Annotated in this window: 12 protein-coding genes; 8 read left to right on the forward strand and 4 right to left on the reverse strand. The window is 59.9% G+C overall.

The features are described from left to right. Positions 1-260: 260 nt before the first annotated feature. A complete protein-coding gene (locus tag VI340_RS17995; protein WP_008308436.1) occupies positions 261-1379 on the reverse strand; it encodes a pyridoxal phosphate-dependent aminotransferase in 1119 nt (372 codons plus the stop codon). Positions 1380-1565: 186 nt separating this feature from the next. Next, on the reverse strand, positions 1566-2771 hold the full coding sequence (locus tag VI340_RS18000) for an ABC transporter substrate-binding protein (protein ID WP_008308434.1): 1206 nt from the start codon (positions 2769-2771) through the stop codon (positions 1566-1568). Positions 2772-4036: 1265 nt separating this feature from the next. Between VI340_RS18000 and VI340_RS18005 the strand changes: the two genes are divergently transcribed. The 6 genes from VI340_RS18005 (at position 4037) to VI340_RS18030 (ending at position 11861) form a co-directional block, all read left to right on the forward strand. Further along, positions 4037-5740, forward strand: coding sequence for a thiamine pyrophosphate-binding protein (locus VI340_RS18005; protein WP_008308431.1), 1704 nt, complete (start codon positions 4037-4039; stop codon positions 5738-5740). A gap of 61 nt (positions 5741-5801) precedes the next feature. Continuing rightward, on the forward strand, positions 5802-6764 hold the full coding sequence (locus VI340_RS18010) for an NAD-dependent epimerase/dehydratase family protein (RefSeq protein WP_336358884.1): 963 nt from the start codon (positions 5802-5804) through the stop codon (positions 6762-6764). 116 nt (positions 6765-6880) lie between these two features. Next, entirely contained in the window at positions 6881-8149 is a 1269-nt protein-coding gene (locus tag VI340_RS18015; protein WP_008308427.1) for a M24 family metallopeptidase, read from the forward strand. Positions 8150-8235: 86 nt separating this feature from the next. Next, positions 8236-9240 carry an LLM class flavin-dependent oxidoreductase gene (locus tag VI340_RS18020; RefSeq protein ID WP_336358885.1) on the forward strand — a complete coding sequence of 335 codons (1005 nt, stop codon included), beginning with the start codon at positions 8236-8238 and terminating at the stop codon, positions 9238-9240. A 166-nt stretch (positions 9241-9406) separates the two neighbouring features. Next, positions 9407-9790 (forward strand): PaaI family thioesterase, encoded by a 384-nt coding sequence (locus VI340_RS18025; protein WP_008308422.1) that lies wholly within the window; start codon positions 9407-9409, stop codon positions 9788-9790. A 70-nt stretch (positions 9791-9860) separates the two neighbouring features. After that, positions 9861-11861, forward strand: a complete 2001-nt coding sequence (locus VI340_RS18030; protein WP_336358886.1) for an AMP-binding protein — start codon at positions 9861-9863, stop codon at positions 11859-11861. Positions 11862-11974: 113 nt separating this feature from the next. On the opposite strand, the gene npdG is transcribed toward VI340_RS18030, so the two are convergent. After that, positions 11975-12646 (reverse strand): NADPH-dependent F420 reductase, encoded by a 672-nt coding sequence (npdG, locus tag VI340_RS18035; protein ID WP_336358887.1) that lies wholly within the window; start codon positions 12644-12646, stop codon positions 11975-11977. A gap of 132 nt (positions 12647-12778) precedes the next feature. Further along, positions 12779-14140, reverse strand: a complete 1362-nt coding sequence (locus tag VI340_RS18040) for an NAD-dependent succinate-semialdehyde dehydrogenase (RefSeq protein WP_336358888.1) — start codon at positions 14138-14140, stop codon at positions 12779-12781. Positions 14141-14244: 104 nt separating this feature from the next. Here VI340_RS18040 and VI340_RS18045 point away from each other — a divergent pair, with 104 nt between their 5' ends. After that, positions 14245-14964, forward strand: coding sequence for an EthD family reductase (locus VI340_RS18045; RefSeq protein ID WP_008308414.1), 720 nt, complete (start codon positions 14245-14247; stop codon positions 14962-14964). A gap of 1 nt (position 14965) precedes the next feature. Beyond that, positions 14966-15550 carry an HD domain-containing protein gene (locus VI340_RS18050; protein ID WP_336358889.1) on the forward strand — a complete coding sequence of 195 codons (585 nt, stop codon included), beginning with the start codon at positions 14966-14968 and terminating at the stop codon, positions 15548-15550. Positions 15551-16088: the final 538 nt, after the last annotated feature.

Genomic DNA, 16088 nt, shown 5'->3' on the forward strand with positions numbered 1-16088 from the left:
TACGCCCGTTTCATGCTAGTACTACACACGGTAATTACCAACACATATCAGACATTGTAACTAAGTCAGGCGAGCTTTGCAACCGCAGGCGTTGATATCAGGGTTCAGCGTTGATACCAGGGGTCAGTACACAACCGCGGGCGCATACGCTCCCGACTTCGGCAGTGCTTCCTTGAATCGCATATGTATCTATGTCCACGACGAGAAATATGAAACCGATTGCCGGAAGGCGAAGTCAGTCGCGAGTCCCTGCTGGCGCGCTACAGAGAATCCGTGACCGTTCCCATCACTTCCAGCGCCTCTTTCAGTTCAGCTGTGCTCGTAGCATACGAGATCCGCGCCTGTCCCTCACCGCTCGGCCCGAATGCCTCGCCAGGAACCACGATGACGTCGTTGTCCAGCATCTTCTGGGTCCATCCGTCCGGGACGTGGGGCATCGCGTAGAACGCTCCCTTCGGCACTGGTGTGTCGAGGCCGATATCCTCCAACCCATCGAGAAGTACGTTTCGACGCTCTTCGAAGGCCGACACCATCTCTCGCACCGGTTCCTGTGGGCCGGTAAGCGCCGCTTCAGCAGCGTACTGCGATGGAGCGCTGGCACACGCCTGCACGTACTGGTGCACCCGGAGCATCCGTTCGATCCGCTCCGAACTGGCCGCCACCCACCCGAGCCGCCACCCCGTCATCGAGTACGTTTTCGAGCACGCGCTGGCCTGAATGACCCTATCGGAGCTAGCGAACTCCGCCGGTGAGTGGTGTTCACCGTCGAAGACGATCTTCTCGTAGACCTCGTCGGAGAGGCAAATGACTTCGTGCTCATCCGCTAGCCGCGCGAACTCCGCCATATCCCGCTTCGATTGCACCGCACCGGTCGGGTTCGCAGGACTGTTAACGATAAACAGTGACGTGTTGTCCGTAATGGCGTCCTCCACAGCAGCGGGGTCGAGGGTCAGGTCATCTCTGAGTTCGACCCGCTTCGGTTCGCCGCCGGCGAGTAGCACCAGTTGTTCGTAGGCCAGAAACCCGGGGTCGGGGCAGAGCACTTCGTCACCTGGCTGGACGTGGGCTTCGATGGCGACGTGAATCGCCTCGCTTGCGCCGGCAGTGGCGATGATGTTTTCGGGCGGTATGTCCTGTCCGTTGTCGGTGGCGTAGCGTTCACTGATGGCGTCTCTGAGTTCTGGAATGCCCTTGTTGGACGTGTATGAGTCGCCCATCCCATCCTGAATCGCACTCGTCGCTGCCTCCCGGGCGTGTTCTGGAGTTGGGAAATCAGGCTGACCGAGACCCAGGTTTATTGCGTCTTCGCCTGCCGCCTCGAAGACTTCTCGGATGCCGCTGATATCCATCTCTTCGACGCGTGCTGCGTACTGAGACATCAGTTCATGAGTATAACGGTATTTGATTATAGTCTTTCGGTTGTACGACAGGTGCCGTCCCTTCAACTTTGCCAGACAGTATGATGACTAGGTTCTATCTGAGCCACGGCAATGGTACAAAATCCACTTCGACTGTCATACTGAGGGGCAATTGCAGTTAGAGGAGAAAGCCCAGCAGTATTTCGGTTACACCTCCACCTGTTCGATATTCTCTGTGCCGTCCTCCGTGTACCTGAAGTAGTTGTACACGGCGCTGGCCAGGTCCCCGTTCTCGTCGAACTCAACCGGGCCCGAGACGCCCTGATAATTGATTTCGTTCCCGTCGGCCGCCAGCGAAACACCCTCTCCAAGGTTTTCGGGTCCGACTGTTTCGCCGCCTGGTTCTGTGACTGCCCGCATTTGATCGCGGATTGCGGTCCCAGCATCTTCACCGGCTGCCGCGCGTGCCAGCAGCAGAACCGCCGCAGCATCGAACGACTGCTGATTGAACGGTCCCGGTGCAGAGTCGTACTCGTCTTCGTATGCAGACCTGAAGTACTCGATTCCCGGTCCGGCCGAGGACGGATTGGTCCCGCGGACGTTTGTCATGTCGTGGCCCACATTCCCGGGCAAGTCATCGGCCCTGAGCCCGTCCGGCACCAGGATATCCATGTCCGCTCTGTCGAAGTTCTCGTAGAAGTTCCGGAAGATCTTGTTCCCACTCTCCGGATAGCCGATAATCACGAGCGTCTCCGGGTCACCGTCAAGCACGTTCTGCAACTGGGAGGTGTACGAGGACCGACCCGCCGAGTACGAGACCTGATTCAGGACCTCACCGCCGTACTCCCCCTCGAACGTCTTCGTGAATCCGTTCGACAGGCCGTTCCCGTACGCGTTGTTGAGAAAGAGGATAGCTGCGCTCTCCTTCTCAAGCCGTTCGGCCGCTATCTGTGCCAGCAGTGATCCTTGCAACTTATCGGTCGGCGGCGTCCGGTACACGAAGTCGTTATCCTCCAGTGATGTGACGTCCGGCGACGTCGCCGATGGTGAGCACATCACCGTCTGATTCGGGATTGCGACGTTCTCCGCGACCTGCAGTGTCACCGATGACGCCAACCCCCCGCAAATCATCGGGTAGCCACCGTTCACGAGGGCTTCCGCGCCACTCACACCCCGACTGGGCTTGGTCTCCGTATTCTCAAACTGCGTATCGACTGCGAACCCGTTGTCCGCGTCTCGGACCTGTTTTACGGCTAGTTCTGCTGCGTCCCGAATCGCGGGACCCACTTCGGACAGACCACCTGTGACTCCCATTAGGATACCCATGCTGATGGTGTTCTCGCTGCCACCATCACCACCATCTGCCGAACAGCCTGCAAGTCCGACAGCGCCTGCGGCACCAATGCTCTTCATGACAGTTCGACGGCTGACTGTATCGTGCATCGCAACACTACCCATGACACCATCTTTCGTGATAAACGTTATTATGAACCGTAGCGGTTCTGCTCAGAGACGAAACGGGCCCTGAGAGGGACGAGTCCGATCCGATCTCGAACACACCGATACGCAAAAGGCTCTCACCTGACGTGCCTGTATTGTCCACGTTGTCTTGTGCGTGCCGCGCCAGTGCCGATACTCGTTCGAAACATACGAACGGTGTCGGCGACAGCGCGCTCGACGTGCCCTATAACCGTTACAGCGCACTTCTGGCCCACATAGGTACGGGTATCCGATGCGAGAGTTCTGGTTCGAGCGTCCAATCGAGCACCAGCACTGGACTATAGTAACAATTGAACCGATGTACACACTGATCACACTGCCGTCGTTCGATCAGGTGTACATTGGTTTTCAATGGCTACTATAGCTATACCGAACGCGCAGTCCGGTACCGGAATGCAGTCTCAGATTCGTCGATCCGTCGTCACTCTCCGCTCGGACAGACAGCTATCCGGAGGTTTCTGGTATATAAATCAATCGTAGAGCGTAGTGGTTCGAATTATTCGAACAAACAGACAGCCACGCCCACTGAATCCCCGTCTGTAGTTCGGTGAATAAGTCCCCAGCTGCTACGGACTCCTCAGAACAGCTACTGCCTCTACAGCATCGAAGAACCGATAGTTCCGCTCCAAGCAAGAGTTATTCGTCGAGGGAAATAACAAAGATATGAGGACAATGACAAACGAGCCTGCACAGCAGTTCTGTTACAGCTATATGAGTGTAACAGTATGCGGAAATCGTGTGACAAACGCTGTTACAACAGTAACGCTGTAATCCCCCAACCGTAGTATCCGATGCTCCAAGGTTCAGGTGTCTTACTCAGTAGGTGAAGTCGAACTTAGAGGGGCTTTACCGACTATTCGGATAATCTATCACTTCTGTAGATATATGAATCTATATATTCTTCACTGGAATTTATTCTGTTCTAACTATTAGAACAGTTTTCGGGAGCTATAACGAGGAATCCGAGCGGTCAAAGGACCGAGTCTGCTAGAAATTGGTACTATGGCTTGGTCGAATTACTTGAACACCGCGGCAGGACATCTAGTTTCGCAGGGCCCCGAATAGTACGTCCGTGCAACCGGGATTGGTGCAACGTTGACCCCAAACTCTATATCTTGGGAGTCACCCACAGTGGGACGTAACGCGACAATCGATAATGACTCCCAAATTCACTACCCATGACTGAAACAGGAAAGCGCCTTGTCGAAGAACTGGACGAACAAGGCGTCGAGTACGTCTTCGGATATCCCGGCGGTCGTGCCATCGAGATTCTCGATCACGTACCGGATGCCGACGTCGAGATGGTTCGACCGCGCGACGAGCGCGAAGCCAGCGTCATGGCCGAGATGCACGGGCGCCTCACCGGCAATCCCGGGGTCCTCGCGGGGCAGGGCCCCTGGATCGGGAGCCTCGGCGCGATCGGCCAGATGGAGGGAAAGCTCGCTTCCTCCCCAATGGTCGTCATTACCGAGGCGAGCGAGCGTGGCGACTATTCGACGCTCGCGCCGTACCAGCAGGCTCGCGGTGACTACGGCGGACTGGACCTGCCGTCCGCGCTCGATGCCTACACCAAGGAAAACTGGTTCCCGCGCTCACCGACGGAGACGGTACGGAGCCTCCAGCTCGCGTTCAAACACGCGACTGCCGGCCGGCCCGGACCGACTGCGATAATCCTCGACGGCGACGCCGTCACCGAGGAGATGCCCAAGGACCCGATTCCGCCGGTCTGGGACGGCCACGATCAGGTGCAAAACTGGGAATCGCGACCGGCCCGCGAGGACGTCCAGACAGCGATAACAGCCCTGAGCGAAGCTGACCGACCGGTCATCATCGCCGGCAACGGCGTTCACGCGGCCGACGCCTACGACCAGCTCGAAACTGTCGCTGAGGCTACTGATGCCGTCGTCACTACCTCCTATCTCGGCAAGTCGACGTTCCCCGAAACCCACGACCTGGCTGCGGGCGTTATCGGCTCCTTCGGGCACGAGGGCGCAAATCAGGTTGTCAGCGAGGCAGACGTCCTCCTCGTCGTGGGCTGTCGGATGAACCCGATGGACACGAACTGGCAGTCACCGGAGTTCATCCGACCCGACGAGCAGACAATCATCCACGCTGACATCGACACACGCAACGCTGGCTGGGTCTACCCCGCGGATGTCGCACTCATCGGTGACGCCGCACAGAGCCTCGACGACCTGGCGGCAAACCTCCCCGAGAGCGCTGGAAACGACTGGGCGCGCGACCGTGCGGCCGCGGCGCAGGAGTCGTTTTACGCCCCCAGATGCGAGTCGGACGCGTCGCCAATCAAGCCACAGCGGGCAGTCAAGGAGATCGAGGCAGTGGTTGATTCGGAGACCATCGTGACCGCCGACTCGGGCAACAACCGATTCTGGTTGCTGAACTACCTCCAGACACCGGACACCGGGACCTACTACGGCAGCGGTGGCGTCGGCGCGATGGGATGGGCAACGCCGGCCGCGGTGTCCGCCGCCATCACGACGGAAAAAGATGTCATCGCCGTCGCCGGCGACGGTGGCTTCACCATGACGATGACGAGTGTGGAGACAGCCGTCGAGAACGGCGTCGCGCCCACGTTCGTCGTCCTCAACGACACCAGCCTGGGGATGGTCCGTCAGATGCAACACGAGGCGGGCGACATCGCTGGCGTCGAGTTCCACGATACCGACTTCGTGAAGGCAGCCGAGGCGTTCGGCGCTGAAGCGACGCGAGCCGCGACGCCTGCTGAACTCGGGGATGCACTCGCTGAAGGAACCAGCGCCGATGTCCCGTTCGTCATCGACGTCCGCATCGACCGGGACGAAGAGATGGTCGAGTCCCTCCAGTCGTCGTTCTACAAGGAAGTCGGCGGGCTCCACGAATGACGTCCCAGACACGGGTTAGCAAAGAATATAAATCAACCACGGAACACACACTGATATAACAATGACAGATACGACGGTGCTTGTCACTGGTGGAACCGGCTTCCTCGGCTCGTATGTGGTCGAGGACCTCATCGAACACGGCCACGACGTCGTCGCCTACGACCTCTCGACGGACGACCACATCCTCTCGAAGTTGGGTGTCGCCGACGACGTGACCATCCGACGCGGTGACGTCTCGGAGGCGACGGACGTGATCCGGGCGGTGAAGGAGACGGGGACGACACACATCGTTCACCTTGCGGCACTGCTGACGAACACAGCACGGGACAACCCGCGGGCTGGCCTCGATGTCAACATCAAAGGGACGAACAACGTCTTCGAGGCCGCACGCACCCTCGACGACCAGATAGAGCGTGTCACCTGGGCCTCCAGCGCTGCAGTGTACGCGCCGCCACACAACTACGCCGCCGAGTACGTTGACGAGAGCGAACTCGTCTATCCTGACACGCTCTACGGCGCGACCAAGGAGTACAACGAACATCAGGCCCGTGTCTACCACGAGGACTACGGCGTTGACCACGTTGGGCTTCGTCCGACAGTCGCGTACGGCCCCTACCGCGAAACCGGTGGGTCGGCGTTCCTCGCAAACATCATCGAAAAACCGGCACTCGGCGAACCGTTCAGCGTCGAGTACGGTGACCAGGTGATCGACTGGCAACACGCCCGCGATATCGCGCAGGCGTTCCGGAAAGCGACGTTCGTTGACGAGGACAACCTCAGCCAGCGTATCTACAACGTCCGCGGCGTCCTCGCGACTATCCGTGAAGCCGCCAACGCTGTCCGGGAAATCGTCCCGGACGCCGACCTCGATGTCTCCGACGAGGGCGAACTCCCCTGGACGCAGAATCTCGATATGACCGCTGCGCAGAACGATCTCGGCTACGAGGTCGAGTACGACCTCGAATCCGGGTTCCGGTCCTACATCAACACGCTCCGGGAAGAGAACGGGCTCGAATCGCTCTGACACTGGCCCGCCGGCTGTGTGCGTGCTTCCGAACAGGAGTGGCTGCGAGCGTGTTTGCCTCATTGTATCAGGGTGAACCCGGTGTTTGATTAGGGACCTCCGTGTACGCACAGGTGATGTACGAGCGCGACTTCATGGAAGGAACGCGTGGCACCATGGCCGTCGACTGGGAAGAGCGGATCGACGTCCAGCGGATGCGACGCGAGCGCAAAGAGCGAGCCCTCGACCGACTGCAGGACTCCGAACTGGGGTCGATGCTGCTTATCAATGACCCGAATGTCCGGTACGTCACTGGGCTGGCGATGACCGGTGGGAGCGGGGCAGATCACTACACGCTCCTGACCGAAGACGGCGACGTAGTCCACTGGGACACTGCGGACCACGCATCGAACCAGCGGTTCAACTGTCCCTGGCTCGACGACATCCGGTATGCCTGTCCCGGACTCGGCAACGTTCCCCGGGCGTCAGGCAGCGCCTCCGCGCGTGACTGGCTCAAAGACAAGATGGCCGAGACGGTGTACACGGCCATGGAGGAGTACGGTGTCGACCGGGAGCCGATGGGTATCGACGTGGGGAACGGGACGCTCATCCAGAAGTTCGAGGACCGCGGCGTCGATGTCGACACCAGTGCAGCGACCGACATCATGCTCGACGCGCGGAAGACCAAAACCCGCGACGAGGTCGAGTGTCTGCGACAGGTCGCTGCCATCTGTGAAGCGGGTTTCCAGAAGATTACGGAGAGTGCAAAACCGGGCAAGCGGGAATCGGAAGTCTGGGGCGACGCAGTCGGCGAACTCTGGGGCCACGGCGCGATGGCCCAGGGTGGCTACGTGACCGCTGGTCCGAACACCTGGCCGAAACACCAGGCGAACACGACCGACCGAATGATCCGGCCGAACGACCTCGTCTACGCGGATTTCTACAACATCGGCTACCTGGGCTACCGCTCCTGTTACTACCGAACGTTCAGCATGGGCGAACCGACGCAGGCACAGAAAGACGCCTACGAAAAGGCGCGTGACGACCTCTACGACGTCCTCGAACGAATCGAGCCGGGGGCCACGACCGACGAGATCTGCAAGGGCTTCCCCGACAGAGAGGGGGAGCACATGGACTGGTACGACGCCGACGAGTTCTGGCAGATGACGACCAACCACTGGGCCCATGGGCTGGGGCTACAGCTCTACGAGACGCCGCTCATCTGGCGCGGGCTCTCGCCGGACCACCCGATTGAAATCGAGGAGGGCATGACGATGGCTGTCGAGACGATGCAGCCCGCGGAGCGGCAGGGCGTCCGCGTAGAGGAGATGGTCGTCGTCCGTGAGAACGGCGTCGAAATCCTCAGTGAGTGGCCCGTGTCGGAGATCACTCGGATCGACTACTGACTGGCAGGTATCGCGGCCGGTCTCACGCACTGTTTGGGTGCCGGCGCGCCACTACCGTTAAGTCGGTCGCGCCGTAACGGGGATTTATGCAACTGGGAACAGGCCTGTTTACCTGTCAGCAGCGCCCGGACGACGACCGCGAAACCAGCGAGATTTACGACGAAATGCTCGAACTGGGGGAAGTGATCGACAGCGCGGGCCTCGATAGCGCCTGGGTCTCAGAGCATCACTTCCTCGACGACGACTATCTATCGGGCGTCACGCCGGCGCTTGGGGCGTTAGCCGCAGTCACCGACGACATCGAAATCGGGTCCTGCATCGCACTCGCGCCGCTGTACGATTCGATCCGGCTCGCCGAGGATATCGCAACGGTGGACCAGATATCCGGTGGCCGCACGACGCTCGGGCTGGCGATTGGCTCCAACGTCTCCGAGTTTGACGCTTTCGGGATTCCTGACGACGAACGGGCCGAGCGGCTAGTCGATACGGTCAACACACTTCGCGGGGCCTGGTCTGACGGGCCGCTTAACTACGACCCGGAGTTCCACGACATCTCGTCGGACGTCACTGTGACACCGAAGCCTGCCCACGACGTCCCGCTCATGCTCGGTGGCGCGTCGCGGCCTGCCGTCCGGCGGGCCGCCCGAACCGCCGACGCATGGTGTGCCCCGTCGTCACTGTCAGTCGGTGGCGTCCGCAAGCGTGTTGAGGACATCCGTAACGTCCGCGACGACGAGGATATCGAGGGCGACTTTCAGGTATATGTCCTGCAGCATGGGTTCGTCGGCGACTCCCGCGAGGACGCGTGGGAGCGGATGCGCGACGGCTACCTCTACATCCAGCGCCGGTACGAGGAGATATTCTCCGGCGAGACGGTTGCGGAACTGGACGAAGACCGCAAACAGGAACTCAAAGAACAGGCTATCTTCGGGACGCCCGAGCAAGTCACGGCGGAACTCGAAACGTACCGCGAGGCGCTGGGCGACGACATTCACTTCATCTTCCGGACGTACCACCCGGGAACCGGAACGCAGGAGATGGCCGAGTGTATCCGGCGGCTGGGTGAAGAGGTGCAGCCGAAGGTCAGGTGAGAACTGGGACATCGTGTCTGTGACCGGCGAGACGCCAGACGAAGTCCGGGCCAAAGGGACTGAGACACTACGAGCGCCAGGGGACTCCCTTGATGCCGCCCGTGTGGTCCGGCCCCCTGTGAACACCAATACTTATTTCCCCAGGTGAAGAACCGAATAGATGAGTATGGACATCGAAGCGTTCTTCGAGAACATGCCGTTTGCCGACCTGCTCGATATCGAAATAACCACAGTCGACAACGGGTACGCCGAAGGCCATATCGAAATGCGCGAAGAACTGTCGTGGAACGAAGACCAGATAATGGCCCATGGCGGCGTTACATTCACGCTCGCAGACACCGTTGGCGGGGCCGCGCTCGTGTCCCTCGTCGACCAGCCGGTGCCGACCATCGACATGCGTATCGACTACCTCGAAGCCGGGACAGGTGACCTCCGAGCGGAGGCGGACGTGGTTCGCCACGGGGGAGACGTTGGTGTCGTCAGTGTTGACGTGTACGCTGAAGACGGCACACAGGTCGCGGACGCACGCGGCGTCTACAAGACGGGGTAGCTCAACTAGACGGTAGCTCGACTGCAGCGACTGCACAGCTTCCGGACACTGTCACAGCCACTTGAATCCAATGTCAGACTCACTCACAGCACTCGAGGAGGTACGGTACGAACCGAGCGAGGCGTTCGTCACCCAGAGCAACGTCTACGCGTTCATGCAAGCGCACGGCATCGAGACCTTCGAAGAACTCCACAGACGGACGGTCACCGATATCGACGGTGAGCCGGCGTCCGGACTTGACTGGTTCTGGGACGAGATAGTCGACTATCTCGACCTGGAATTTTACGAGGCGTACGAGCAAGTCCGCGATGACACAGACGGTCCGCAGTTCACGGACTGGTACGTCGGTGGAGAACTCAATATCGCTCACAACGTCGTCGACCGTCACGCGGCCCCCGACTCAGAGAACCGAAATACCGTCGCGACAATCTGGGAAGGCGAGGACGGGACCGTCCGTGAGGTCACCTATCACGAACTCCACCAGCAGGCCAATCAAGTCGCCAATGCACTCGAAGAGCGCGGTGTCGGAACCGGCGACACCGTCGGGCTGTACATGCCGATGGTCCCGGAGATCGTCCCACTGCTGTACGGCTGTTTCAAAGTGGGTGCGATTGCCGTCCCTATCTTCTCCGGCTTCGGGGTCGACGCGACAGCAACCCGCATCGAAGACGCCGAGTGTTCAGTCCTGTTCACCGGTGATGGTTTCTACCGCCGGGGAAGCGAAATCGACCTGAAGTCGGCCGCAGACGAGGCTATCGAAGCGGCCGGTCACGTCGAGCACACAATCGTCTACAATCGGCTAGGTTCTCGGGAATCAACCCTCTCGTGGGACCCCGCTCGTGACGAATGGTGGGCGGATGCAGTCGGTTCCCAGTCTGCCGACTACGAGACCCAGTCCCTTCCCGCCGATCACGAGTCGATGCTGCTGTACTCGTCCGGGACAACGGGCAAACCCAAGGGTATCGTCCACACGCACGCTGGCGGGCTCGTCCAGCCGGCGAAGGAGATCTTCTTTTCGTTCGACCACAAGCCCGCAGACCGCTTTTTCTGGGTCTCGGACATCGGCTGGATGATGGGGCCGTGGACGCTAATCGGCAATCACGCCCACGGTGGAACCGTCTTCCTGTACGAGGGGGCACCCGACTATCCAGACCCGGACCGGTTCTGGGAGCTGATCGACACCCACAATCTGTCGGTGTTCGGAATTTCACCGACAGCAATCCGTGCGCTACAGAAACACGGCGACGAGTGGCTGGAGGGACACGACCTCTCGACGCTGCGCCTGCTGGGTTCGACCGGTGAGCCGTGGGACCCGGACTCCTGGGAGTGGTTCCTTGAGAACGTCGGCGGCGGGACGACACCGATTATGAACATCTCCGGGGGAACGGAGATTTTCGGCTGTTTCCTCCAGCCGACGCCGCTGCATTCGCTGAAGCCGGGGACGCTCGGCGGCCCGGCGCTCGGCATGGACATCGACGTCGTCGATGCACAGGGGGAATCCGTCGCCGAAGCCAACGAGAAGGGGTATCTGGTCTGTCAGTCGTCAGCGCCGTCGATGACAAAGTCGCTGTGGAGCGGTGACGAGCGGTACCTCGAAGAGTACTGGTCGCGGTTCGGCGATATGTGGGACCACGGCGACTGGGCCCAGAAAGACGAGGACGGTTTCTGGTTCCTGCACGGTCGTTCGGACGACGTGCTCAACGTCGCCGGCCGGAAGGTCGGCCCGGCCGAGGTCGAGAGTGCACTCATCGAACACGATGCGGTCAACGCCGCTGTTGCCATCGGTGCGGACGACGAAACGAAGGGGACCGCGGTTGTCACATACGTCATCCTCAACGAGGGGTACGAGGAATCAGACGAGCTTCGCGAGACGTTGCGGACGCAGGTCGGGACTGCGCTCGGCAAGCCGTTCCGACCGCGTGAACTCCACTTCGTCGACGCGTTCCCGAAGACCCAGTCGGGAAAGATTGTCCGGCGAATCGTTCAGAACGTCTACGAGGGGGCAGCACTGGGGGACCTCTCGAGTATCGAAAACCCCGACGCGATCGACGAAATCGACAACGCGCGATGAGATAATTCCCGACCTGGTTGCGACTGTTTACAGATACAGGCAAACGCGAGGACGTCGCCGATCTCGCTACGATACTATCGAACCGCGGCGGCGGACGGAAGCGCGGCCGGCGTCTACGTAAAGCTCACACCGACATCGTGCATATCCTCGTTGTATCGAGCGATGTTGATGAGCAGCGGCGTCAGACTCTCGACTTCCGCGGCGTTCGAAAGCGGCCCAGCAGGGATCGGTCGGACGCCCGCCAGGTCATCGGTTAGCGCCACGACTCGTTCACTGACCGCCGGGTCGTCCGCGACCACTAGCGTATCCACATCGAGCGTGGCCTCCAGATCCGCTAGCCGGTCCGCGGCGAGGTTATGGAACGCGCCGGCCACTGGAACCGATTCAGGGGCCCGCTCCGCGACAAACTCAGTTACGCTTCCCGTCGACGGCGGTCGGTAGTGGAGCCCATCCCCGTCGCCGTTCATCCCGACGGCAGGGCTGATGAGCAGTTGGTCCGAGAGCACGTCATCCGCAGTCAGTGCTTCAACCGTATCGCCGACGTGGTGTGGCGGAATAGCCAGGATAACCACGTCTGCACCGGCCGCGGCGCTACTGTTGTCTGTCCCGTTGATTCCAGTCTCGACGCCGTGATCGGACAGTCGTTCTTCGTACGCGCTCGCTCGCTCGGTGGCTTTTGCAGCGTCCCGCGAGCCGATCGTAATCGCGTGGTCCGTGTCCGAGGCAAACCGCATCGCGAGTCCCTCACCGATGTCACCAGTACCGCCCAGTATTGCTAACTCCATGCGCTTGCATAACGCCCCTTGAAACAAGAAGGTTTGTTCTATCGCGCGAACCGCTGGATCGTAGTTGATGCTGGCAGACGAGAGCCGAGCGCGTCAGCAATGTGAAGACCACCCAGTTGAAAACGCGAACGGTTATTCGACCCAGACCGTCTTTTTGTTGACGAACTCTTTGATTCCCATCTCCGAGAGTTCACGACCGTAGCCGGCGTCTTTGATGCCGCCGAACGGAACCCGCGGATCTGATTTGGTCATCTCGTTGATGTAGACACAGCCCGCGGAGACCTCTCGTGCCAGACGCTGGCCGCGTTCCCTGTCCGCAGTCCAGAGGCTCGCACCCAGCCCGAAACGGGTGTCGTTCGCGACTGCAATCGCTTCCTCCGTATCGGCGACTTCGTAGACGGTCGCCACTGGGCCGAACGTCTCCTCGGTGTCAGCAGGGCACCCTGAAGGAACGTCAGTCAGTACTGTCGGCGGGTAGAAGGCCCCGGGCCGGTCAAGCGGTTCGCCGCCAGTCAGCACCGTTGCACCGTCGGCAACGCTGTCCCGTACTTGTTCGTGGAGTTCGGCCATGAGGTCCGGATCAGCCTGCGGGCCGACGTCGGTTTCGTCGGCCATCGGGTCGCCGACAGTGAGGTTTTCGAAGGCAGCGACGAGCCGATCAACGTACTCATCGTAGACGTCTGTGTGAACGATGAAGCGCTTGGCGGCAATGCACGATTGTCCGCCGTTGAGTGTCCGTGCTTGTACCCCAGTCTCAACGGCAGCATCGAGGTCCGCGTCGTCGAGGACGATAAACGGGTCGGACCCACCGAGTTCCAGCACGGTCTTTTTCAGATGTTTACCGGCTGTTTCGGCGACGGCACGACCAGCGGGACCACTTCCAGTAAGCGTCGCCGCGCGAACGCGGTCGTCTGCGAGAACGCCGTCGACGTCGCTAGAGCCGACCAACAACGTTTGGAATGCGCCTTCGGGATAGCCCGCTTCGGTAAACACCTCTTCGAGCGCGAGCGCACACCCGGGAACGTTCGAGGCGTGTTTGAGGAGGCCGACGTTGCCGGCAGTGAGATAGGGCGCGGCAAAGCGAACGACCTGCCAGAACGGGTAGTTCCAGGGCATCACCGCGAGTACCGGCCCGAGCGGGTCGTGGACCGTCTTTACTTCTGTCCCCGGCGGGCTGGGGTGGTGCTCATCGGAGAGATATTTGTGCGCGTATTCAGCGTAGTGGTCACACGCCCAGGCACACTTTTCGACTTCAGCGACGGCCTGAGTGATGGGTTTGCCCATCTCCCGGGTCATCAGCTCTGCGTACCGCTGTTTGTTCTCCCGGAGGACCTCGCCGGCGTTTACAAGTAATTGCTCGCGCTCACGCAACGGGACATCACGCCATTCCTCGAACGTCGATGCGGCTCGGTCCAGTTTTCGTTCGACTGTGTCGTCATCATCCGGGTCATACACGTCTAGCCGCTCACCCGTGGCTGGGTTTACTGACTCCATATCGGTTCAGTCTTCGGCGTCACGCGTACATTAATCTTTACTGACCTAACTAATCTGATAGACGACAGCGTTAGCTTTTATATTCATAGGTCAGAAATGTGCTGATGATGTACAAGCACGTAGCCCTGTTAGTCAGACAGGACGATATGTCTCACGAGGAGTTCGTCGACTACTGGCAGACCAATCATACGCCGATCGCGAAGGACATCGAGGGCGTGGTTCGCTACCAGCAAGTCCTTCCAACAGAACCAGCACACGCCGAATTCGACGGACTGGCGGAGCTGTACTTCGAGACGCTTGCGGACCTGCACGAGGCGCTGGGTAGTCCCGGCTCCCGTGACTATGACCCCACGAAAGCGGTCGCCGCGAAGGCCCGCGAGGACGTGAACAACTTCCTTGCTGTCGAGGAGCGGCCGCGTATTATCGGCGAGGAGATCGTCCAGAAAGACGAGGTCGACGGCGACACCGACGGCCTCTACAAGCACTCGGCGTTTCTCGTCCGGCAGGACGACATGACACACGATGAGTTCGTCGACTACTGGCAGACCAACCATACGCCGATCGCCCGTGAGATCGAGGGCGTCGTCAAGTACAATACGGTCATCCCCACTGACCCCGAGAACGCCGAGTTCGACGGCGTCGCCGAGCTCTACTTTGACGACCTCGAGAAGCTATACGACGCGCTCGGCAGCGAAGGATCGCGGGATTACGCGCCTGACAGAGGGAAAGCGAAAGCGGCCCGCGAGGACGTGGATAACTTCTTGGCTATCGACGAGCGGCCCCGGTTTATCGGCCAGGAACAGCTCGTCAAGGACGAGGGGTAGTATGCCCGACTACGAGGAGCAAGTCACGGAGGCGTTCCCGGAACTCGACTACATCTCGTCGGACAGCCTCCGCAGCAACGTCATCGAGGCGTGGACACTCGCGCTCGACCGAGGTGGCTGGCGCGACATTACGGATATCCCCTACGCCTGGAACATCCACGAGGTAACCAACGTCAGGCACGTCCGCGGTGTCACCAGAATCGCACGGGAATCCGCTATCGAGCAGCAGGAGTTCCACGGTGCCGATCCCGATATGGACGTCATCGTGGCAGCCACACTACTCCACGACGTCGGAAAGTGCTACGAGTACGTCGACTTCGTCGAGGACGAGAAGCTCCTCGACCCGGACCCGAGATACGCAACCGAAGAGATTCCACACTCCCTGTCGGGCTATGCACTCGCACACGAGGTCGGCTGTCCGCTGGCGGTCCAGCGAGCGATTCCGCACTTTATCGGCGAGATTCCGACGCGGACACTGGAAGCCGAACTCGTCAAGAGTGCGAACTCCGCGTCCTCGAACGCGATTACGCAGTCAACGATGGGCATCACGCTGCAGGAGTGGGTCGATGAGTACTCCCAGACGTAGCCACTGGCGCGAACGATAGCGCGCTCTGCTAAGGCGTCGACCGGCGAAATTAGTCCATTTGCGATCACTGGTCGGAGGTATGCTATCTCCCCTTCAAAGTTCGCTGACACCTTCGGGTTCGACGGTACGCGGAGACACTAACCACGATTACCCTCACTCGCATTTCGAGCGGGCGGGGCGGGACGACGCAGCGCGTCCACTGTCCGTGCGGCAATGAGTCGAGACCACATCGTCAGTCTCCGAACGCGTTTTGGGGGACAACCGAAGGGATAGCTGTGCATTCAATAACAAAACTGTCGACCGCTTCGAACGTGCTCTGGGATTCAGCAGCTAAATAATGTGTACGGAAGCAGTTTTGAGGGTTTCATTTTGAGGGTTCAATGTATTTCTACGCTCTCAACAGATACTTACGTCTAAACATGCCGTAGGTATCTTCATATAACAATATTGTCGACATAAATGCCTCCAGAGAAGCCCGGCTTCGAATTTTCTCGTCAAAAGAGTGACTAAGGCGATTATTTATGTAGAAATGCGGAGG

The organism is Haloarcula sp. CGMCC 1.6347 (genome assembly GCF_037078395.1).
GTDB classification, from domain to species: Archaea; Halobacteriota; Halobacteria; order Halobacteriales; family Haloarculaceae; genus Haloarcula; species Haloarcula amylolytica.

Coding starts and splice junctions, on each gene's coding strand:
- VI340_RS18045 (WP_008308414.1), top strand. CDS start 14,245: ATGATGTACAAGCACGTAGCCCTGTTAGTCAGACAGGACGATATGTCT.
- VI340_RS18040 (WP_336358888.1), bottom strand. CDS start 14,140: ATGGAGTCAGTAAACCCAGCCACGGGTGAGCGGCTAGACGTGTATGAC.
- VI340_RS18020 (WP_336358885.1), top strand. CDS start 8,236: ATGCAACTGGGAACAGGCCTGTTTACCTGTCAGCAGCGCCCGGACGAC.
- VI340_RS18000 (WP_008308434.1), bottom strand. CDS start 2,771: ATGAAGAGCATTGGTGCCGCAGGCGCTGTCGGACTTGCAGGCTGTTCG.
- VI340_RS18050 (WP_336358889.1), top strand. CDS start 14,966: ATGCCCGACTACGAGGAGCAAGTCACGGAGGCGTTCCCGGAACTCGAC.
- VI340_RS18025 (WP_008308422.1), top strand. CDS start 9,407: ATGGACATCGAAGCGTTCTTCGAGAACATGCCGTTTGCCGACCTGCTC.
- VI340_RS18005 (WP_008308431.1), top strand. CDS start 4,037: ATGACTGAAACAGGAAAGCGCCTTGTCGAAGAACTGGACGAACAAGGC.
- VI340_RS17995 (WP_008308436.1), bottom strand. CDS start 1,379: ATGTCTCAGTACGCAGCACGCGTCGAAGAGATGGATATCAGCGGCATC.
- VI340_RS18030 (WP_336358886.1), top strand. CDS start 9,861: ATGTCAGACTCACTCACAGCACTCGAGGAGGTACGGTACGAACCGAGC.
- npdG (WP_336358887.1), bottom strand. CDS start 12,646: ATGGAGTTAGCAATACTGGGCGGTACTGGTGACATCGGTGAGGGACTC.
- VI340_RS18010 (WP_336358884.1), top strand. CDS start 5,802: ATGACAGATACGACGGTGCTTGTCACTGGTGGAACCGGCTTCCTCGGC.
- VI340_RS18015 (WP_008308427.1), top strand. CDS start 6,881: ATGTACGAGCGCGACTTCATGGAAGGAACGCGTGGCACCATGGCCGTC.